This window comes from Mycobacterium helveticum, from assembly GCF_007714205.1.
Taxonomy (GTDB): Bacteria; Actinomycetota; Actinomycetes; order Mycobacteriales; family Mycobacteriaceae; genus Mycobacterium; species Mycobacterium helveticum.
Genome location: NZ_VMQU01000037.1, coordinates 1 through 19,378, shown reverse-complemented (window position 1 = coordinate 19,378; position 19,378 = coordinate 1). Strand labels below are relative to the sequence as shown.

Annotated in this window: 18 protein-coding genes and 2 pseudogenes; 6 read left to right on the top strand and 14 right to left on the bottom strand. The window is 70.8% G+C overall.

Annotated features, from left to right (window positions below):
- Positions 1–57: 57 nt before the first annotated feature.
- Positions 58–540, bottom strand: a complete 483-nt coding sequence (nusB, locus tag FPZ47_RS10935) for a transcription antitermination factor NusB (RefSeq protein ID WP_144953108.1) — start codon at positions 538–540, stop codon at positions 58–60.
- Complete coding sequence (gene efp / locus FPZ47_RS10930) at positions 537–1,100, bottom strand: elongation factor P (protein WP_144953105.1); 564 nt, start codon at positions 1,098–1,100, stop codon at positions 537–539. The genes nusB and efp overlap by 4 nt, the downstream gene beginning before the upstream one ends.
- 134 nt (positions 1,101–1,234) lie before the next feature.
- Between efp and FPZ47_RS10925 the strand changes: the two genes are divergently transcribed.
- The 4 genes from FPZ47_RS10925 (at position 1,235) to FPZ47_RS29370 (ending at position 5,201) form a co-directional block, all read left to right on the top strand.
- Positions 1,235–2,143 carry a tyrosine-type recombinase/integrase gene (locus FPZ47_RS10925; protein ID WP_144953102.1) on the top strand — a complete coding sequence of 303 codons (909 nt, stop codon included), beginning with the start codon at positions 1,235–1,237 and terminating at the stop codon, positions 2,141–2,143.
- Positions 2,140–2,463, top strand: coding sequence for a hypothetical protein (locus FPZ47_RS10920; RefSeq protein ID WP_144953099.1), 324 nt, complete (start codon positions 2,140–2,142; stop codon positions 2,461–2,463). Before FPZ47_RS10925 ends, FPZ47_RS10920 begins: the two co-directional genes overlap by 4 nt.
- 105 nt (positions 2,464–2,568) lie before the next feature.
- A complete protein-coding gene (locus FPZ47_RS10915; RefSeq protein WP_246133458.1) occupies positions 2,569–2,823 on the top strand; it encodes a hypothetical protein in 255 nt (84 codons plus the stop codon).
- Positions 2,820–5,201, top strand: a complete 2,382-nt coding sequence (locus FPZ47_RS29370) for a helix-turn-helix domain-containing protein (RefSeq protein WP_246859842.1) — start codon at positions 2,820–2,822, stop codon at positions 5,199–5,201. The genes FPZ47_RS10915 and FPZ47_RS29370 overlap by 4 nt, the downstream gene beginning before the upstream one ends.
- 1,185 nt (positions 5,202–6,386) lie before the next feature.
- On the opposite strand, the gene FPZ47_RS10900 is transcribed toward FPZ47_RS29370, so the two are convergent.
- On the bottom strand, positions 6,387–7,514 hold the full coding sequence (locus tag FPZ47_RS10900; protein ID WP_144955102.1) for a M24 family metallopeptidase: 1,128 nt from the start codon (positions 7,512–7,514) through the stop codon (positions 6,387–6,389).
- Positions 7,515–7,547: 33 nt separating this feature from the next.
- Between FPZ47_RS10900 and FPZ47_RS10895 the strand changes: the two genes are divergently transcribed.
- Complete coding sequence (locus FPZ47_RS10895) at positions 7,548–8,324, top strand: B-4DMT family transporter (RefSeq protein ID WP_210419879.1); 777 nt, start codon at positions 7,548–7,550, stop codon at positions 8,322–8,324.
- A gap of 49 nt (positions 8,325–8,373) precedes the next feature.
- Here the strand turns inward: FPZ47_RS10895 and aroQ are convergent, their stop codons facing one another.
- The 10 genes from aroQ to FPZ47_RS10845 form a co-directional block, all read right to left on the bottom strand.
- The gene (gene aroQ / locus FPZ47_RS10890; RefSeq protein ID WP_144955099.1) at positions 8,374–8,817 is read right to left on the bottom strand and encodes a type II 3-dehydroquinate dehydratase; all 444 of its coding nucleotides are present in this window, start codon (positions 8,815–8,817) and stop codon (positions 8,374–8,376) included.
- On the bottom strand, positions 8,805–9,893 hold the full coding sequence (gene aroB, locus FPZ47_RS10885; RefSeq protein ID WP_144955096.1) for a 3-dehydroquinate synthase: 1,089 nt from the start codon (positions 9,891–9,893) through the stop codon (positions 8,805–8,807). The genes aroQ and aroB overlap by 13 nt, the downstream gene beginning before the upstream one ends.
- The gene (locus FPZ47_RS10880; protein WP_144955093.1) at positions 9,890–10,420 is read right to left on the bottom strand and encodes a shikimate kinase; all 531 of its coding nucleotides are present in this window, start codon (positions 10,418–10,420) and stop codon (positions 9,890–9,892) included. The genes aroB and FPZ47_RS10880 overlap by 4 nt, the downstream gene beginning before the upstream one ends.
- On the bottom strand, positions 10,420–11,634 hold the full coding sequence (aroC, locus tag FPZ47_RS10875) for a chorismate synthase (protein WP_144955090.1): 1,215 nt from the start codon (positions 11,632–11,634) through the stop codon (positions 10,420–10,422). The genes FPZ47_RS10880 and aroC overlap by 1 nt, the downstream gene beginning before the upstream one ends.
- A gap of 48 nt (positions 11,635–11,682) precedes the next feature.
- On the bottom strand, positions 11,683–12,111 hold the full coding sequence (locus tag FPZ47_RS10870) for an A24 family peptidase (RefSeq protein WP_144955087.1): 429 nt from the start codon (positions 12,109–12,111) through the stop codon (positions 11,683–11,685).
- Positions 12,112–12,119: 8 nt separating this feature from the next.
- A complete protein-coding gene (locus FPZ47_RS10865; protein WP_144955084.1) occupies positions 12,120–12,938 on the bottom strand; it encodes a shikimate dehydrogenase in 819 nt (272 codons plus the stop codon).
- Positions 12,916–14,151, bottom strand: a complete 1,236-nt coding sequence (locus tag FPZ47_RS10860; RefSeq protein WP_144955081.1) for an endolytic transglycosylase MltG — start codon at positions 14,149–14,151, stop codon at positions 12,916–12,918. Before FPZ47_RS10860 ends, FPZ47_RS10865 begins: the two co-directional genes overlap by 23 nt.
- Positions 14,144–14,668 (bottom strand): Holliday junction resolvase RuvX, encoded by a 525-nt coding sequence (gene ruvX / locus FPZ47_RS10855; RefSeq protein WP_144955078.1) that lies wholly within the window; start codon positions 14,666–14,668, stop codon positions 14,144–14,146. Before ruvX ends, FPZ47_RS10860 begins: the two co-directional genes overlap by 8 nt.
- Entirely contained in the window at positions 14,669–17,383 is a 2,715-nt protein-coding gene (alaS, locus tag FPZ47_RS10850) for an alanine--tRNA ligase (RefSeq protein WP_144955075.1), read from the bottom strand.
- A 186-nt stretch (positions 17,384–17,569) separates the two neighbouring features.
- Positions 17,570–17,959, bottom strand: coding sequence for a secondary thiamine-phosphate synthase enzyme YjbQ (locus FPZ47_RS10845; RefSeq protein ID WP_210419880.1), 390 nt, complete (start codon positions 17,957–17,959; stop codon positions 17,570–17,572).
- Between the two features lie 200 nt (positions 17,960–18,159).
- On the opposite strand from FPZ47_RS10845, the pseudogene FPZ47_RS10840 reads away from it, so the two are divergent.
- A pseudogene (locus FPZ47_RS10840) lies at positions 18,160–18,378 on the top strand (hypothetical protein); the annotation flags it as partial.
- A gap of 117 nt (positions 18,379–18,495) precedes the next feature.
- On the opposite strand, the pseudogene FPZ47_RS10835 reads toward FPZ47_RS10840, so the two are convergent.
- Positions 18,496–19,378 (bottom strand): annotated as a pseudogene (locus FPZ47_RS10835) (AAA family ATPase); the annotation flags it as partial.

Sequence of the window (19,378 nt, the reverse complement as noted above, 5' to 3'; positions counted from 1 at the left end):
CTTTGGTGCCCCATGATCACGACGGCGACTTCGGCCACAACGGCAACTCCGGCCGGCTCACGAGTCGGGCGCCCGGCTGCGGACGGCCTGGGCCGCAGCCCGGATCTGCGGCGTCACCAGCATCACGTGACCCAGCACGCCGTTGAGGAAGCCCGGCGACTCGTCGGTGGACAGCTCCTTGGCCAGCTGTACGGCCTCGTCGACGGCGACCGGCTCGGGCACGTCGTCGGCGTAGAGCAGCTCCCACACCGCAACCCGCAGGATCGCCCGGTCCACCGCCGGCAACCGGTCCAGCGTCCAGCCCTGCAGGTGCGAACTGATCAGGTCGTCGATGTGCGCGCTGTTCTCGCCGACCCCGCGCGCCACCGTCACCGTGTAGGGGTGCAGCGGCGCGACATCGGGCTGCGCCTCGGCCAGCGCGGTGCGCACCTCGACGGCCTCCCCGGGGCTCAGCCCGCGGGCCTCGGCCTCGAACAGCAGGTCGACGGCGCGTTTGCGGGCATGGTGGCGTCCTTTGACGGGGCGCGCGGGTTTGCTCACGCGTTGACGCGCCCCAGGTAGCTGCCGTCGCGGGAATCGACCTTCAGCTTGTCGCCGGTGTTGATGAACAGCGGCACCTGGATCTCGGCCCCGGTTTCCAGCGTGGCCGGCTTGGTGCCGGCGCTGGAGCGGTCGCCCTGCAGGCCCGGCTCGGTGTGGGTGACCTCGAGCTCGACGGTCACCGGCAGCTCGAGGTAGAGCGCGGCGCCGTTGTGGAACGCGATCTGCACCGGCATGCCCTCGAGCAGGAAATTCGCGGCACCGCCGACCAGCGACTCGGGCAGCGGGTGCTGCTCGTAGTCCTGGCTGTCCATGAACACGAAGTCCGAGCCGTCGCGGTACAGATAGGTGGTGTCGCGCCGGTCGACGGTCGCGGTCTCCACCTTCACGCCGGCGTTGTAGGTCTTGTCGACGACCTTGCCCGAGACCACGTTCTTCAGCTTGGTGCGCACGAAGGCCGGCCCCTTGCCGGGTTTGACGTGCTGGAACTCGACGATCTGCCACAGCTGGCCGTCGATCGCCAGCACCAGTCCGTTCTTGAAGTCGGCGGTCGATGCCACGGTCGGGTTATCTCCTAAAGAATGGTCAGTTCCTTGGGGAACTAGTTCTCGCCGGTAAGCGGTTCTAGCTGCGGTTTTGACAGGAATCCCCAAGATATCACGTTTGCACAGCGTTGTGTCCTAAGATAATGGTCATGCCTGGCCCTTTGCCGCCACCCGACCTGCCCGCACTCATGAAGTCGTGGGAGCTCGCGCTGCTGGCCGCGAACAAATCCCCGACCACCATCACGTCCTACCTGCAGGGCGTGCGGCTGTTCCTGGTGTGGTGCGAAGCCAACGGACACCCGGTCGAGATTACCCGCGCGCGGGTCCAGCACTACAGCGCCGCCCTGGTCGCCGACGGCAAGCAGGCCAACACGGTGCGGCTGCGCCAGGCCGCGCTGCGCCAGTTTGTGCGCTGGCTCGTCGAGGAAGGCGAGCTGTCCGAGGACCCGCTACTCGGCCTCAGAGCGCCGAAGCTGCCCACCAAAGTCGTCGAAGCGCTCACCGACGACCAGCTGCGGGCCTTGCTCAAGGCGTGTAAAGGCAGCAGCTTCCGCGACCGCCGCGACGAGGCGCTGCTGCGACTCCTGATCGAGACGGGCCTGCGTGCGTCCGAGGCGATCTCCCTCAACGTCGCTGACGTCGAGCCGCTGCGGAACGGCATCGTCGTGGTCCGCCGCGGCAAAGGCGCCAAGGGCCGCACCGCCCCGTTTAGTCCGCAGACCGCCGCCGCGCTCGATCGGTACCTGCGCGCGCGCCGGTCACACAAGCTCGCCGCGACCCCCCAACTGTGGCTCGGCGTCGGCGGCAAAAGCTTTGCCTACTTCGGTCTTAACGACACGCTGCGCGACCGGGCCCAGAAAGCTGGCATCGACGGGTTTCACCTTCATCTCCTGCGCCACACCGCGGCCACACGCTGGCTACGCGCCGGGGGCACCGAGCAGGGGCTGATGAGCATCGCCGGCTGGTCCACCCGCTCGATGATGGACCGCTACACCGGGGCTTCCGCGGCCGAGCGCGCCGCCGCCGAAGCTCGCGAACTCGGCCTCGGTGACCTGTGAGCCGGCGACCGAAACCCGCTGCGCTGCACGGCGAGCTGGTGATCCACTGTCCCCGCAGGCACGTCCTGGCCGCGTTCGTGCTGCAACCGAACGGGCGCGACATCTACCGGCTGGGCGCGCCGCTGGCCGACGGCCCCTCACCGCGGGTGCCAATGAACGTCGGCGGCAAACAGACCTTCAAGTGCCCGGCGTGTCGGCACGCCGGACGCTCCCCGGATTACCAATTGTCGTGGGACACGCTGACTAGCGCGCTGGCGGCCGCGGCCGCCGACACCCGGCGACAGTCACACGTCCTCACCATCGGCGGCACGCTGTGCTAACATCGGTCTTCAATAGCCTCAGAGGCCGCTAGACCGCGCTTGGCGTTTATCGCGGAGCACGCCGTCTCCCAGCGGAACGGCACCCCTTCACTCACGGGATGCCTTATGCCGCAAACTCATTCCCTCACCGCTACCGAACGCCGGTTGCGCGCGCAACTCGCCGCCCACGAATCCTGGGCGGCCACTGAAAGCCGCTCCACACGAACCGCCAACGCGCGCAGGGCCTTCGAGGACAAGTTTCTCGCCGAAGCCGACGGTGACCCGCAGCGCGCAGAGTCGCTCCGCAAGGCCTACTTCGCCAGGATGGCGCTGAAGTCGGCCCAGGCCCGGCGCCGGCGCACGGGCGGTGGTGCAGCATGAGCCAGATACGAGGTGGCCCGGGCGCTCCGGCCCGGGCCACCTCGACGACGACGATCGCTGACACCGAGTTTACCAGGCAAAACACCGAGCCACTGCGCGACCTGCGCAAGTACCTCGACGCGTGCCTCGCCGACACGGCCGGGATGCTCCACATCGCGGTCGGCTGCGGCGGGCACTACGACGACAACGGCAAATACCGGCACACGCAGTGGACCGAAAGCCATTTCGCGTGGCCCGGCGAGGCGGAACTGGCCGAGCGCGAAATCCTGCGCGCGGCACCGGAGGCCGACGTTTACCTATGCCCAAACCTGATGGTCGCCGACAAGCGCGCCAAGGGCGCCGCGGCCGCGCGCAGGCACGTCAAGGCCGACATCGACGGGCCGTTCGACCTGGACAAGGTGCGCCAGCTCGGCGGGTTCGCGGTCGCCTCGGGCACGCCCGGGCACGCCCACGTCTATGTCGCGCTGGCCCAAAGCGTCCCGGGCCACCACTACACCGCGCTGTGCCGCGGGCTCGGGGCCTACCTCGGCAACGCCGACAGCAAGGTCAGTGACAATGATGTTTTGCGGGCGCCGGGGACCCTCAACCACAAGCCCGCCGCCCGCGGGCTCAAGCCCGCGGCCACCCACTTCCTCATCGACCCCCCCGCCGCGCGGGTGGACCCGCAAACGCTGGCGCAGATGCTCGGCGTGACCCTGCCGGCGACCGCTGCCCCACCTGCGTCCAGCGCGCCCGGGGGCGTTGAAGTCGTCGACCTCGCCCCCTACCCGGGCGTGCAGACCGCCCTCGACACCAACACCGGCGACCGCTCCCAGGACACCTACCGCATCGTCGGGGCGTGCCACGACGCCGGCCTCACGCTCGCACAGACGCGATGGGCGGTGGGCACGCGGGCCGACCTGACCGAGCGCCTCGACAACCGACACGACGACGACATCCAGATATGCTGGCTGAAGCTCGTCGACGCGGGGCGACGCCAGGTCGAGCATTCGCCGCGCCCTGCCGCAGCGCCCACCATCTCGCTCGAAGACTCGCACGCGGTGCTCCGGCGCTGGTTGGGCGAAAACTACGACACCGACGCCCTCGATGCCATGCTCGCGGTCGCCGCGATCGAGAAATTCACAGACGCCGGCGACCTGGTGTGGTTGCTGCTGGTGAGCGGGCCTGGAAACGCCAAGACCGAAACCGTGCAGGCACTGGACGGCGTCGGCGCCGTCGTCACCAGTTCCATTGCGTCGGAAGGGGCGCTGCTCTCGGCGACACCCAAGCGTGAACGCGCCAAGACCGCAACCGGGGGGTTGCTCCGCAAGCTCGGCGACCGCGGCGTCCTGGTGATCAAAGACGTGACCTCTATTTTGTCGATGAACCGAGACATCCGCGCACGCGTCCTCGCCGCGCTACGCGAGGTCTACGACGGTCGCTGGTACCGCGAAGTCGGCACCGACGGAGGCCAGACGATCCCGTGGCAGGGCCGCGTCGCCGTGATCGGGGCCGTCACAACCGCGTGGGACACCGCGCACGCCGTCGTGTCCACCATGGGAGACCGGTTCGTCCTCGTGCGCCTCGACTCGACCACGAACCGCCAGGAGGCGGGCCGCAGCGCGATCCGCCACACCGGCAACGAACAACAGATGCGCGCCGAGTTGGCCCGCGCGGTCGCCGGCGTGCTGGCGGGCATCTCCAAGCCCACCGAGATCACCCCAGAGGAAACCGACGCGCTGCTCGCCGCGGCCGACCTGGTGACGCTGGCGCGCACCGGGGTGGAGTACGACTACCGCGGCGACGTGATCGACGCCCGCGCCCCCGAAATGCCCACACGCTTCGCTAAACAACTGGCGCAAATCCTGCGTGGCGCCGTCGCGCTCGGCATGGACCGAGCCGGTGCGCTGCGCCTGGCGATCCGCTGCGCGCGCGATTCCATGCCTCCGCTGCGGCTGGCGATCATCGACGACCTCGCCGCAAACCCGCAAAGCTCAACCAGCGACGTACGTAAACGCGTCGACAAACCCCGCAACACCGTGGACCGCCAACTTCAGGCGCTGCACCTACTCGGCGTGCTCACGGTGGACGAGGTGGCGGAGGGGCAGGCTTTCGACAAGCGCACACGGTGGCTGTACTCCTTGGCCGCCGAGATCGACTCCAGCTCGATCAACCCCCAAAAAGTGTGTCCAGAAATGTCACCACACCTCTCTAGACTCTCTGAAAAGAGAATAGGGCCGTCACGCCCATGTACTGACTTTTCTGGACCTAACTCCGAGTTGTCGCCCCCCGCCGCCGCGTATCCGCTGTGCACCGACTGCGGGGAGCCGCTCCTGGCGCCGGCCTCCATCGCGCGCGGCCGCTGCGAGCGATGCCACCTCAAGTCGAGGCGCGCCTGACGGCCATCACGTGGGTGGTAGACGCGGCCTACGCCGCGGACCTGGCCAGCGCCTTGCGGGCGCAAGGTTTCCCCGTGGTCGGGATCGCCGAACCCGCCCCGGCCACGACGACCCGCGCCGACTGGGCACGCTCCAGCAAAACACACCCCCACCAGCAAACACCGATTCCTCATTAGACACGAACCCCAGGGGGCCTTTGGATCACGAATAGGAATTGCTAGACGCGCGACCCCGCCGCCTCTTTTCTGCTGTCAACTTTTCGCTCAAATTTGCCATGTCAGCAAATGTGCAGGTCAGATGGCACTTTTTTCGCGTTCAGCTGCTCGATACGCTTTGCTAGGAGGGCCGGAGAAGCTGAAAACTGTCCGATGATTAGACAATCTTTGTTAGCTGAGCGGTTTTCGTTATAGACACGGTTGGCCGGTCGTCGAAGTCCCCGAACTTACCGGGTCGCTCGATCCGCAGCTTCTGGCGATTGCTCTGTTGCCTTAATTCGCCGCCTCCTGCGGCTCTGGGAGCCAACGATTTTGACCGTTGCCACCGTCTTGGCAGGCCAAGTTGTCGCCCGCCGACGAAACCGCCCTGTCTCCCAGGCTGGCCGACGAGCAGAGCACACCTTCGCGAAGAGGCAGCCAACGATTCCTACCGTTGCCATCGTCTTGGCAGACCAAGTTGTCACCCGCCGATGAAACCCCCCTGGTTCCCAGGCCGGCCGACGAGCAGAACGCACCTTTGCGAACGACTTTGGCCGAAGAATTATCCGGATCGGCGTTAGCCGCACCTGCCAGTAGTGCGCCTGTGGCGAGAAAGCCGACCATCAGCGTGGCGAGTCTGTGCATCATTCGCTGGTTTTCCTTCCGCCTGTTTCAGGGCTAACGGCACTCCCTATAGGCGTTGCATGTCAACACCTGTGACCCGATTCGAGGTCACATTAACCCCCTCGTCAGCGTATTCGCATTGCCGTATGCGCATTGCCGTGCACAATTCCGCGGAAAACGCGCCTGGCGGTGGCGGGGGCCAGGTGTGCAGTGAGGCGAACGGGCGGGGGTGAGGCCAGGGCTGGGGGGTGTGGCCATGGGAATTGCTCTCCTCCGCGGCTTTCCGGAAGTTCGCTGGTCCCCAAGATAATCACGCCTACAGCGCTGGCGTATTCACGCATTTCAGCAGTTCAGAGCATAGCGCTGGCTAGGTTAGGATGGTCAGTTCCTTGGGGAACTGAGTCAGCAATTGCGGGCCGTGCCCGGCGGTCGCCGATGTCTCAGTGGGCACGACCAGCGTGTCCTCGATGCGGACACCGCCGCGGCCGGGTAGATAGACACCGGGCTCCACGGTCACCACGGAGCCCGCCCGTAGTGTACCGGCGGAGTTGGCGCCGATCCCCGGCGCTTCGTGGATCTGCAGGCCCACCCCGTGGCCCAGGCCGTGGCCGAACTGCTCGCCGTAGCCGGCGTCGGCGATCAGCTTGCGGGCCGCGCCGTCCACGTCGCGAAGCGCGGCACCGGGCACCAGCGCCTCCCGGCCGGCGCGCTGCGCCTCGGCGACCAGCCGGTAGATCTCCATTTGCCAATCGGCGGCCTTCCCCAGCACGAAGGTGCGCGTCATGTCGGAGTGGTATCCGGCGACCAGGGCGCCGAAGTCGATCTTGACGAAATCGCCGGCGGCAAGCACCGCATCGGTCGGCCGGTGGTGCGGGATCGCCGAATTGGCGCCGGCCGCCACGATCGTCTCGAAGGAGATCGCGTCGGCGCCGTGGTCGAGCATCAACGCCTCCAGCTCGCGGCTCACCTCGCGCTCGGTTCGGCCGGGCCGCAGGCCGCCGCGCCGCACCAGGTCGGTCAGCGCGGCGTCGGCCGCCTCGCAGGCCAGCCGCAGCAACGCCACCTCGCCCTCGTCCTTGATCTCGCGCAGCGCCTCCACCGTGCCGGCGGCCCGCACCAACTCGGTGGCCGCCTGGCGTTCCCGCAGCTCGGCGGTCAGGGCGTCGAAGCCGTCGACGGTGACGACGTTGCTTTCGAAACCCAACTTGCCCACCCCGGCGTCGGCGGCCCGCCCGACCAGGTGCCGGCCGACGGCCCGGTCGATCGCGATCTCGACGTCGGGCGCCTGCTCGGCGGCCTGGGTGCGGTACCGGCCGTCGGTGGCCAGCACCGGGCTCCGCCCGTCCGAGTCGTCGGCGAACACCAGCAACGCGCCGTTGGATCCGGTGAATCCGGACAGATAGCGGACGTTGATCAGGTCCGTGACCAGCATGGCTTCCAGCCCGGCGGCGGCGATCTGCGCCTTCACGTTGTCTCGACGCTGCGAATGTGTCACGCCCCTTGACGGTACTCGCTACGCTGAGGGCCCATGACTAACTGGATGCTGCGCGGACTGGTATTCGCCGGGGTGATGGTCGTCGTCCGCTTGATTCAGGGGACGATCATCAACGCCTGGCCGACGCAGGCCGGGCTGGTCAGCATCGTGCTGCTGCTCCTGTTCACCGCCGCCGCGTTCGTGTGGGGGGTGTTCGACGGCCGCGCCGACGCGACCGCCAACCCGGACCCCGACCGGCGCCGGGACCTGGCGATGGCCTGGCTGCTGGCCGGCCTGGTGGCGGGCGTCCTCAGCGGCGCGGTGTCCTGGGTCATCGCGCTGTTCTACAAGGGTCTCTACACCGGGGGCCTGATCAACGAGCTGACGACGTTCGCGGCGTTCACCGCGCTCATCGTGTTCCTGGCCGCGATCGTCGGAGTGACCCTCGGCCGCTGGCGGGTGGACCGCAATCCGCCGTCGCCCCGCGAGGGCGCGGACCAGGAGCGGGCCGACACCGACGTGTTCTCCGCGGTTCGCGCCGATGACACCCCCACCGGCGAGCTGGCCGTGCCGGCGGGCGCGTCCGCGGCCGGCGCGCCGTCGGCGGTGGCCACCGCGGAGCGCGAGGCACCCACCGAGGCGATCCCGGCGGGCACCTGGGGCGGCAGCACCGAGGACATGCCCGCGGCCGCGGCCACCGACGAGGCCCAGACCGAGGTGATCGAGCCGGTCCCCGCCACGGCGACGAGCCAGACGGGCGAGGCCACCGAGGCCACCGAGGCCACCGAAGCGGTCACCGGGCAGCCCTCCGAGGAGCCGGAGCGCGGCTGAACCGAGCCGGCTGACGCAAGGCTGACTAGGAAGCTGACTGGAAGCTGACTCAAAGGCCCCGCGTGCTGACCAGGTAGCGCAGGGCCAGCAGGTAGCCCTGCACGCCCAGGCCCACGATCACCCCGGTCGCGACCGGGCTGATGTAGGAGTGGCGCCGGAACTCCTCGCGCGCATGCACGTTGGAGATGTGCACCTCGATCAGCGGCGCGCGCAACTCGGCGCACGCGTCGCGCAGCGCGACCGATGTGTGGGTGAGGCCGCCGGCGTTGAGGATCACCGGCTCCCCCGCATCGGCGGCCGCGTGGATCCACTCGAGCAGTTGGGCTTCGCTGTCGCTTTGCCGCACCACGGCGGTGAGCCCCAGCCCGGCGGCCTCGCGCTCGACCAGCGCGGCCAGTTCGTCGTGCGTGGTGTGCCCGTACACGCCGGGCTCGCGCCGGCCCAGCCGGCCCAGGTTCGGGCCGTTGAGGACGTTGACGATCACGGGGCGCACACTCCCGCGTACGCGGCCGCCAGCAGCGACGGGTCCGGCCCGGCCAGCCGGCCCGGCTTGGCCAGCCCGTCGAGCACCACGAACCGCAGCACGCCCGCCCGGGATTTCTTATCGCCGGCCATGTATTCCACCAGCTGCGGCAGCGCGTCGGCGTCGTAGCCCACCGGCAGGCCCAGGGACGTCAGGATGGCGCGGTGCCGCTGCGCGGTGGCGTCGTCCAGCCGCCCGGCCAGCCGGGCCAGCTCGGCGGCGAACACCAGGCCCACCGACACCGCGGCGCCGTGCCGCCACCGGTAGCGTTCGCGGCGCTCGATGGCGTGGCCCAGGGTGTGGCCGTAGTTCAGGATTTCGCGCAGCCCCGACTCCTTCTCGTCGGCGGCCACGACCTGCGCCTTCACGACGATCGCGCGGCGCACCAGCTCCGGCAGCACGGCACCGGCCGGATCCAGGGCCCCCTGCGGGTCGGCCTCGATGAGGTCGAGGATCACCGGGTCGGCGATGAACCCCGCCTTGACGACTTCGGCCATCCCGGAGACCAGCTCGTTGCGCGGCAGCGTCCCCAGGGTCGCCAGGTCGACCAGCACGGCCAGCGGCTGGTGGAACGCGCCGACCAGGTTCTTGCCCGCGTCGGTGTTGATGCCGGTCTTGCCGCCGACGGCGGCGTCCACCATGCCCAGCAGGCTGGTGGGCATGTGCACGATCGAGACCCCGCGCAGCCAGGTGGCCGCCGCGAAACCGGCGACGTCGGTGGCCGCGCCGCCGCCCAGGCTGACCAGGGCGTCCTTGCGGTCGATGCCGATGCGGCCCAGCACTTCCCAGATGAACCCCACGACCGGCAGGTCCTTGCCGGCTTCGGCGTCGGGGATCTCGATGCGGTGCGCGTCGACGCCCTGTTCGGCCAGCCGCGCGCGGATCTGCTCGGCGCCGGCCGCCAGCACCGGCTGGTGCAGGATCGCGACGCGGTGCCGGCCGGACAGCAGCCGGTCCAGCTCGGCGCCCAGGTCGGTGCCGATGATCACCGGGTACGGCGGTTCGACGGCCACCTCGACGGTGACCGGCGCGGTGGTGCCGGTCACGTGGCCGCCCCGCTGGGCTGGGTCTGCGGCAGCCGCGCCACGATGTGGCGCACCACCGCCCCGGGGTTGCGCCGGTTGGTGTCCACCCGGATCGTGGCGACGCGCCGGTACAGCGGGACGCGCTGGGCCACCAGCTCGCGGTACCTCTCGGCGCGGTCCGGGCCGGCCAGCAGCGGCCGCGCGGTGGAGCCGGCGGTGCGCCGCACCCCTTCGGCGGCGCTGATCTCCAGGTAGACGACGGGGTGGCCGGCCAGCGCCGCGCGCACTGCCGGGCTGGTGACGGCGCCACCGCCCAGGGAGACGACCCCGTCGTGGTCGGCCAGCGCCGCGCGCACCACGTCCTGTTCGATGCGGCGGAACTCCTGCTCGCCGTCGGTGGCGAAGATCTCGGCGATGCTGCGGCCCGCCCGCTGCTCGATCGCCGCGTCGGTGTCCAGCAGTTCCACGCCGAGCGCCCTGGCCAGCCGCCGCCCGATCGTGGATTTGCCGGAGCCGGGCAGCCCCACCAGCACCGCCCTGGGCGCCATCACGCGGTCCCCCGGGCCGCCGGTGCCTCCCGCTCGGCGACCGCGCGCCGGTAGGAGTCGATGTTGCGGCGGGTCTCGGTCAGCGAGTCGCCGCCGAACTTGTGCAGCGCCGCGCGGGCCAGCACCAGCGCCACCATGGTCTCGGCCACCACGCCGGCGGCCGGCACCGCGCACACGTCCGAACGCTGGTGGATGGCGACGGCCTCGTCGCCGGTGGCCATGTCGACCGTCGCCAGGGCCCGCGGCACCGTGGAGATGGGTTTCATCGCGGCGCGCACCCGCAGCGGCTGGCCGTTGGTCATGCCGCCCTCGAGCCCGCCGGCCCGGTTCGTCGACCGGACGACGCCGTCGGGCCCGGGGTACATCTCGTCGTGGGCGCGGCTGCCGCGGCGGCGCGCGGTCGCAAAGCCGTCGCCGATCTCGACGCCCTTGATCGCCTGGATGCCCATGACGGCGGCGGCCAGCTGGCCGTCGAGCCGGGTGTCGCCGCTGGTGAACGATCCCAGCCCGATCGGCAGGCCCAGCGCCACGACCTCGACCACACCGCCGAGCGTGTCGCCGTCCTTTTTGGCCGCCTCGATCTCGGCGATCATCGACTCCTCGGCGGCCTTGTCGTAGGCGCGGACCGGGCTGGCGTCGATCGCGGGCAGGTCTTCGGCGCGTGGCGGCGGGCCGTCGTAGGGCTCCGACGGCCCGATCGCGATCACGTGGGAGAGCACCTCGACGCCCAGCGCCTGGCGCAGGAACGAGCGCGCGATCGTCCCGGCCGCGACGCGGGCGGCGGTCTCGCGGGCGCTGGCCCGCTCCAGCACCGGCCGGGCGTCGTCGAATCCGTACTTGAGCATGCCCGCGTAGTCGGCGTGGCCGGGCCGCGGCCGGGTGAGCGGCGCGTTGCGGGCCGAGTTTTTCAGGTCGTCCGCTCCCTCGGCGTCCACCGGGTCGGCCGCCATCACGGTCTCCCATTTCGGCCATTCGGTGTTGCCGATCTCGACGGCGATCGGCCCGCCCAGGGTGATGCCGTGGCGCACCCCCGACAGCACGGTCACCGCGTCGCGCTCGAAGGACATGCGGGCACCGCGGCCGTAGCCGAGCCGGCGGCGGGCGAGTTGATCGGCGATCTCGGTGGAGGTGACCTGCACGCCGGCGACCATGCCTTCGAGCACGGCCACCAGCGCACGACCGTGCGACTCCCCGGCGGTGATCCAGCGCAACACCGGACCATTGTCCCATGTGGCCCCGGGTGCTCTAACCCGAAGTTACGGCTAACCCAGCAGAGCCAACCCCGCCGCGACGGCGGTCGCCGCGCACATCGACGGGCCGTGCGGCACGGTGCGCGCGCCCCGGGCCGTCGCGACCGCACCGCACAGCGCGGTCAGCACCGGCGCGGCCAGCGCCGCCAGCAACCACGCCCCGGCGCCGAAACACCCGGCCAGACCGCCCAGACCGGCGGCCAGCTTGACGTCCCCGGCCCCCATACCCGCCGGGGCCGCCAGGTGCACCAGCAGATAGATCCCGGTCAGCGCCGCCGCGCCCGCCAGGGCGGCCGGCCCGCGGCCGGTCAGTGCCGCGGCCGTCAGGATCGTCGCCGCCCCGGGCAGCGTCAGCGGGTTCGGCAACCGGCGCTCCCGCACGTCGTAGCAGCTCAGCGCGGCAAGCCAGGCCAGCACCAGCACGGCCGCCGCGATCCGCATGAGGCACGCTAACCCAGCGCAGCGGCCATGGCCTCTCGCGGGGCGGGCAGCCCTGTGAATTGTTCGACCTGCGCGAACGCCTGATGCAGCAGCATCTGCACGCCGCTGATCACCCGGCCGCCCGCGGCCGCGACCGCGGCGGCCAGCGGCGTGGGCCACGGGTCGTAGACGGCGTCCAGCAGCACCGGGATCGCGGCGAAGGCGTCGGCGTAGCGCGACGCCGCGTCCGCCGGGATGGTGCTGACCAGCACCTCCGCGGCCGCCACCCGGCCGGCCAGCTCGGCGCCGTCCAGGCCGCAGAATCGCGTCGTGACGCCGGCGCGCGCACCCAGGTCCACCAGCCGGGTTGCCTTGGCGGCGTCGCGCGCCACGACGGTGATGTCGGTGACGCCGAGCAGCGCCAGTCCCACCACGGCCGCCGGTGCGGTGCCGCCGGACCCGCACACCAGCGCCGGGCCCGCGGCGGCCCCCAGCGCCCCCGCCACGCCGTCGACGTCGGTGTTGTCGGCGCGCCAGCCCGTCGGGGTGCGCACCAGGGTGTTGGCCGACCCCACCAGGACCGCGCGTTCGGTGTGCGCGTCGGCGAACCGCAGGGCGGCGAACTTGCCGGGCATGGTCACCGACACGCCGACCCACTCGGGCCCGAAGCCGCCGACCACGCCCGCCAGCTCGTCGGCGCCGCACTCGATGCGCTCGTAGGTCCAGCCGTCCAGGCCCAGCGCGCGGTAGGCGGCCAGGTGCAGCTGCGGGGACTTCGAGTGGGCGATCGGCCTGCCCAGCACCCCGGCTTTCCTGGGCGCTGTTCTAACGGGCGCTGTCGAGGACACCGTTGCGCTCAGCCAGCTTGATGTTGGCCAGATGCTGTTGGTAGTCGCGGGTGAACAGGGTCGTCCCCTGCGCGTCGATGGTGACGAAGTACAACCAGTCCCCCGGCGCGGGGTGTTCGGCGGCCCGCAACGCGTCGACGCCGGGCGAACAGACCGCGGTGGCGGGCAGCCCCGGCGACACGTAGGTGTTCCACGGGGTCCGCTGGGCACGGTCGGCGTCGCTGGTGGCGACCTCGCGGCGGTCCAGCGGATAGTTCACGGTGGAGTCGAACTCGAGCGTGCGGTGCTCGTGCAGGCGGTTGTAGATCACCCGCGCCACCTTCGGGAAGTCCTGCGTGTTGCTTTCCTGCTGGACCAGCGAGGCCACCACCAGGATGTCGTAGGGCGACAGGTGCAGGGACGCGGCGGTGTCGACCAGGCCGGACTTCATGTACTCCACGGCTCCGGCGCTGATCAGGCTTGCCAGGATGTTCGGCGGCGAGGCCGCGGGGTCGACGTTGAAGGTTCCCGGCGCGATGAGGCCCTCGATGCGGCGATGGTTGTTGCCCAGCTCGGTCACCGGTTCCATGGCCCACGACGGCACCGCGAGCACCGCCGGCGAGCTGTCGGCCGCCGCCGCCCGCAGGTCGCCCACCGCGACGCAGTGCCGGTTGCCGTCGAGGTCCACACAGGTGGCCTGCGAGATCAGACTGAAGATGCCGGGGTTCACCTTGTTGGTCTTCATGTCGGTGGTGTCGTCGAGCTGACGGCCCTCCGGGACGACCAGGCGGCCCACCCGGTTCTTCGGGTCGGTCAGCCGCGTGACGGCGTCGGCCGCCGGGATCTCGGTGCGCACCTGGTAGTAGCCCGGCTGGATCGCGGTGATCGCGGCGTTGCCGTGCGCGGCGTTGACGAAGGCCCGGACCGTCTTGACGACGTGCTGGTTCTGCAGCGTCTCCCCGACCATCGTGGTCGAGTCGCCGGCCTGGACGTGGATGACGATGTCGCGGGTGCCGTCCCCGGTGTAGTCGTCGCCGGACCCGAACATGGTGTGCCAGAGTTTGGTGCCGGCCAGCACCGCCACCACCACCACCACGCCGATTCCGGCGAGCACGAACCTGCCGACCGTGCGGCGCCGGCGACGGCCGCGTTCGGTGCGCTTGCGGGCCGAACGGCTCATCCGGTGCCGGGGCGGCCCGATCGTTTCGGGCTCGGCCCGTCGGCTGTCAACCATCGGTGTCCTCGCCGGCCGCGGCGGCCTGCCCGGTGCGGGCGGCGCGGCGCTGGTCGAGCCAGCTCTGCAGGATGGCGACCGCCGCCGCCTGGTCGATCACCGCCCGCTGCTCGCGGGCGCGCACCCCGGCCGCGTGCAGCGACCGCTGGGCGCTGACCGTGGTCAGGCGTTCGTCGGCGAGGCGCACCGGCGTGGGGGCGATCCGGCCGGCCAGCGTGTCGGCCAGTTCGATCGCGTCCCGCGCGGACGGGCCGGTGCGGTCGGCGAGGGTCCGCGGCAACCCGACGACCACCTCCACCGCCCCGAGTTCGGCGACGAGCCGGGCGAGCCGGCGCACGTGCCTGTCCGAGCGGTCCCGGCGCACCGTCTCCACCGGGGTCGCCAGGATGCCGTCGGGGTCGCTGGCGGCCACACCGATGCGCACGCTGCCCACGTCGACGCCGAGCCTTGGGCCCCGGCCCGGATCCTGGTCGGGATCCCCGGGCCGGTCCGGCAGGCGGTGCTGGGTGGGGACCACTCAACCGACCCGCGCGATCTCGACTATCTCCGCGCGCACCGCGTCGAGCGCCGCATCGATGCCGTCGGGATTCTTGCCCGAGCCCTGCGCCAGATCCGGCTTGCCGCCGCCGCGGCCGTCGACCGCCACGGCGAGGCGCTTCACCAGGTCGTTGGCGCGCACCCCCAGGTCCTGGGCGGCGGGATTGGCGGCGACCGCGTACGGCACGGTCCCGCCGTCGCCCTCCGCGACGAGCGCCACGACCGCCGGGTCGCTGCCCAGCGTGCCGCGGATGTCGCCGGCCAGGGAGCGCAGGTCGGCCGCCGTCGTCCCGGCCGACATCCGTTGCGCCACCAACCGGACGTTACCGATGCGCTCCGCACCGGCCGCGGCGTTGGCCGCGGCGGCCCGCGTGCCCGCCAGCCGGGCCCGTTCGAGTTCCTTCTCGGCGGCTTTGAGCCGGTCCACCAGGTTGGCCACCCGGGCGGGCACCTCGTCGGACGGCACCTTCAGCGACGACGCCAGCCCGGCCATCAGCGCCCGCTCCCTGGCCAGGTGGCGGAACGACTCGAGACCGACGTAGGCCTCCACCCGGCGCACCCCGGAGCCGACCGAGGACTCGCCCAGGATGGTCACCGGCCCGATCTGGGCCGAGTTGTGCACGTGGGTTCCACCGCACAGCTCCAGCGAGAACGGTCCGCCGATCTCGACGACCCGGACCTCGTCGGGGTAGCTCTCGCCGAACAGCGCCAGCGCGCCCATCGCCTTGGCCTTGTCGATCCGCTCGGTGAACGTGTGCACCGCGAAGTCGGCCTGCACCGCCTCGTTGGCCACCTCTTGGATTTGTGAGCTCTGGGTGTCCGACAGCGGCCCCTGCCAGTTGAAGTCGAACCGCAGGTACCCCGGCCGGTTCAGCGACCCGGCCTGGACGGCGTTGGGCCCCAGCACTTGCCGCAGGGCGGCATGCACCATGTGGGTGCCCGAATGGCCCTGGGTGGCACCCCGGCGCCAACCCGGGTCCACGGCCGCGACGACGGTGTCGCCCTCGACGAACTCCCCGGATTCCACGTTGACCCGATGCACCCAGAGGGTTTTCGCGATCTTCTGGACGTCGGTGACCGCCGCCCGGGCGCTCTGCCCGGCCCCGGTGCCGCTGATGGTGCCCTCGTCGGCGATCTGCCCGCCCGACTCGGCGTAGAGCGGGGTGCGGTCCAGCACGAGTTCGACCTGGTGCGCCGCGCCGCCGTCGCCCGGGCCGTGGGCGACCACCGGCACCCGCCTGCCGTCGACGAAGATGCCCAGAATCCTTGCCTCGGAAGTCAGCTCGGTGAAGCCGGTGAACTCGGTGGGCCCGGCGTCGACCAGTTCCCGGTAGGCCGTCAGGTCGGCGTGGGCGTGTTTGCGCGCGGCGGCGTCGGCCTTGGCGCGGCGGCGCTGCTGGGCCATCAGTTCGCGGAAGCCGATCTCGTCGACCTGCAGGCCGGCCTCGGCGGCCATCTCCAGCGTCAGCTCGATCGGGAAGCCGTAGGTGTCGTGCAGGGTGAAGGCGTCCGAACCGGAAACCATCTCGGCGCCCTTTGCTTTGGTGGCCCCGACCACCTCCTCGAACAGCCGGGAGCCCGACGTCAGGGTGCGGTTGAACGCGGTCTCCTCGGCGACGGCGATGCGCCTGATGCGGTCGAAATCGGCGACCAGTTCCGGGTAGGAGGGGCCCATCGCGTCGCGCACGGTGGCCATCAGGTCACCGACGATCGGCCCCCCGATGTCGAGCAGCCTGGCCGAGCGGATGACCCGGCGCAGCAGCCGGCGCAACACGTAGCCGCGTCCGTCGTTGCCCGGGGTCACCCCGTCCCCGATCAGGATCGCCGCGGTGCGGCTGTGGTCGGCGATCACCCGGTAGCGCACGTCGTCCTCGGGTGTGCCGTGGTCGCCGTACGGGCGCGCGGCCGCGGTCGCCACGGTGTCGATGACCGGCCGCAGCAGGTCGGTCTCGTAGACGTTGTGCACGCCCTGCAGGATGAACGCGACCCGCTCCACGCCCATGCCGGTGTCGATGTTCTTGCGGGGCAACGGCCCGAGGATCTCGAAGTCGGTCTTGCCGGTGCCCTCGCCGCGCTCGTTCTGCATGAACACGAGGTTCCAGATCTCGATGTAGCGGTCCTCGTTGGCGATCGGGCCGCCGCCCACGCCGAACTCCGGGCCGCGGTCGTAGTAGATCTCCGACGACGGCCCGCACGGCCCGGGGATGCCCATCGACCAGTAGTTGTCCTCCATGCCGCGGCGCTGGATGCGCTCGACCGGCAGCCCGGCAATCTCCTGCCACAGCCGCACGGCCTCGTCGTCATCGAAAAAGACTGTGGTCCAAATTCTTTCGGGGTCCATGCCGTAGCCGCCCGCGTCGACACCGGTGGTCAGCAGGCTCCACGCCAGTTCGATGGCCTCGCGCTTGAAGTAGTCGCCGAACGAGAAGTTGCCCGCCATCTGGAAGAACGTGTTGTGCCGGGTGGTGATCCCGACCTCGTCGATATCGGGTGTGCGGATGCACTTCTGGATGCTGGTGGCCTTCGAGTAGGGCGGTGTGCGCTGCCCCAGGAAGAACGGCACGAACTGGACCATGCCGGCGTTGACGAACAGCAGGTTGGGGTCCTCGAGGATCACCGACGCGCTCGGCACCTCGGTGTGACCCGCCTTCACGAAATGATCGAGGAACCGCTTCCTGATCTCGTGTGTCTGCACTCTTGTCCGCTCTTCCTGTTTTCCTCATGATTGCCGCGGCCCGGACGGGCCGGGCGCGCGGCTGACCTCGCGTCGTTACCCAGCCTATTCGCCGGGTTTGGGGAGACTGTCTAACGACCGGCTCGACCGCCCAAACAGTACCGCGTCGCCGGTTGGGCTACCGGCCCGCTGACCCGCCGGAAAGCTCTAACCCTCCAGAAAAGTCAGGCGCACCGACCGCCGCGGGTTGTCGCGGTTGAGGTCGACCAGCACGATGCTCTGCCAGGTGCCCAGCTGCAACTCGCCGCCGGTGACCGGCACCGTCACCGACGGAGCCACGATCGCGGGCAGCACATGGTCGGCGCCGTGACCCGGGGAGCCGTGCGAATGCCGGTACCGGTCGTCGCGCGGCAGCAGCCGCTCCAGCGTGTCGACCAGGTCGTCGTCGGAGCCGGCACCGGTCTCGATGATCGCCACCCCGGCCGTCGCGTGGGGGACGAACACGTTGCACAGGCCGTCGCCGCAGCTGAAGCAGAACCTGCGGACGGCATCGGTCAGATCGACGGTGCGACGCCGGGAGGTGTCCACGTCCAGCACATCGGTGAGCACCCGGTCCAGCCTACGGCGGGACCGCAGGTCGCGGCCAACTTCCCTGTGACGGTTGCCACACCCTCGTATGCAGGAGGAGGGTGACTGATGGGACCGGTGGCGCCACCGGGGGCGCTGCCCCGACACGAGAGGGGTCGATCGTGTACGCACGCTCCACCACCATTCAGGCGCAACCCCTGTCCATCGACATCGGCGGGTTCTGCAGCACCAGCCTGCTCGTCGCGCACCCCGCGTGCCGGCGGGCGGTGTCGTCCTCGACGTTCGACAGCATGGACGCGATGGCGCGCAACCGCGACCGGGCGACCGAGCTGCGCAGCAGGCGGGCGCGCGACCTGGGAGCCGAGGTCGTCGACGTGGCCGAGTTCGAGCTGGCGCTCGCCCACCTGAGGGTGCCCGAGCTGGTCTGAGGCGCCTACGGACGGTCGCCGTTCGCCGAGATCGACGTTTTGCCGGGGTCTACTCGCGCTTTCTCTGCCAAACGTCGATCTCGGCGTCGAAGCCGAAGGACGCCGCTTGGGGATCCGTCAGCCCCGCCGGCGGCGGATGATCGCGCGCAGCCGCTCGAGACGGCCCGCCATGTCGCGCTCGGACCCGCGACCGGTGGGCCGGTAGTAGTCCACCCCCACCAGCTCGTCGGGCGGATATTGTTGGGCCACAACACCGTCCGGGGCGTCGTGCGAGTATCTGTAGCCCTGGGCGTTGCCCAGGGCCGCCGCGCCGGCATAGTGCCCGTCGCGCAGGTGCGCCGGGACCGGGCCGGCCTTGCCGGCCCGGACGTCGCCCATCGCCGCCGCCAGCGCGGTGGTGACCGCGTTCGACTTGGGCGCGGTGGCCAGGTGCACGGTGGCCTGCGCCAGCGTCAGCTGCGCCTCGGGCAGGCCGATCAACGCGACGGTCTGCGCGGCGGCCACCGCGGTCTGCAGCGCGGTCGGGTCGGCCATGCCGACGTCCTCGCTGGCCAGGATCATCAGCCGGCGCGCGACGAAGCGCGGGTCCTCCCCGGCGACGAGCATGCGGGCCAGGTAGTGCAGCGCGGCGTCGACGTCGGAGCCGCGTACCGACTTGATGAAGGCGCTGACGACGTCGTAGTGCTGGTCGCCGTCGCGGTCGTAGCGCACCGCGGCCTTGTCCAGGGATTGCTCGATCGTCTCGACGGTGACCTCGTCGCCGGCTGCGGCGGCACCTTCGGCGGCCACCTCGAGCGCGGTCAGGGCGCGGCGGGCGTCGCCGGCCGCCAGTTGCACCAGCAGGTCGACGGCATCGGGGCGCACGGGGACCCGCCCGCCCAGCCCGCGGGGATAGTCGATGGCGCGCCGCCCCACCCCGCCGATTTAGTAGGCGCGAAGCGGACGCAACAGCACGATAAGCGACCGCGCCCGCAAACGCGCCACCACCGAGAAAGACGGG

Excerpts from the sequence above, each read along its gene's own strand:
- FPZ47_RS10925 (WP_144953102.1), top strand. The coding sequence starts at position 1,235 with ATGCCTGGCCCTTTGCCGCCACCCGACCTGCCCGCACTCATGAAGTCG.
- FPZ47_RS10915 (WP_246133458.1), top strand. The coding sequence starts at position 2,569 with ATGCCGCAAACTCATTCCCTCACCGCTACCGAACGCCGGTTGCGCGCG.
- FPZ47_RS29370 (WP_246859842.1), top strand. The coding sequence starts at position 2,820 with ATGAGCCAGATACGAGGTGGCCCGGGCGCTCCGGCCCGGGCCACCTCG.
- FPZ47_RS10895 (WP_210419879.1), top strand. The coding sequence starts at position 7,548 with ATGACTAACTGGATGCTGCGCGGACTGGTATTCGCCGGGGTGATGGTC.
- FPZ47_RS10880 (WP_144955093.1), bottom strand. The coding sequence starts at position 10,420 with ATGGCGCCCAGGGCGGTGCTGGTGGGGCTGCCCGGCTCCGGCAAATCC.
- FPZ47_RS10870 (WP_144955087.1), bottom strand. The coding sequence starts at position 12,111 with ATGCGGATCGCGGCGGCCGTGCTGGTGCTGGCCTGGCTTGCCGCGCTG.
- FPZ47_RS10860 (WP_144955081.1), bottom strand. The coding sequence starts at position 14,151 with ATGGTTGACAGCCGACGGGCCGAGCCCGAAACGATCGGGCCGCCCCGG.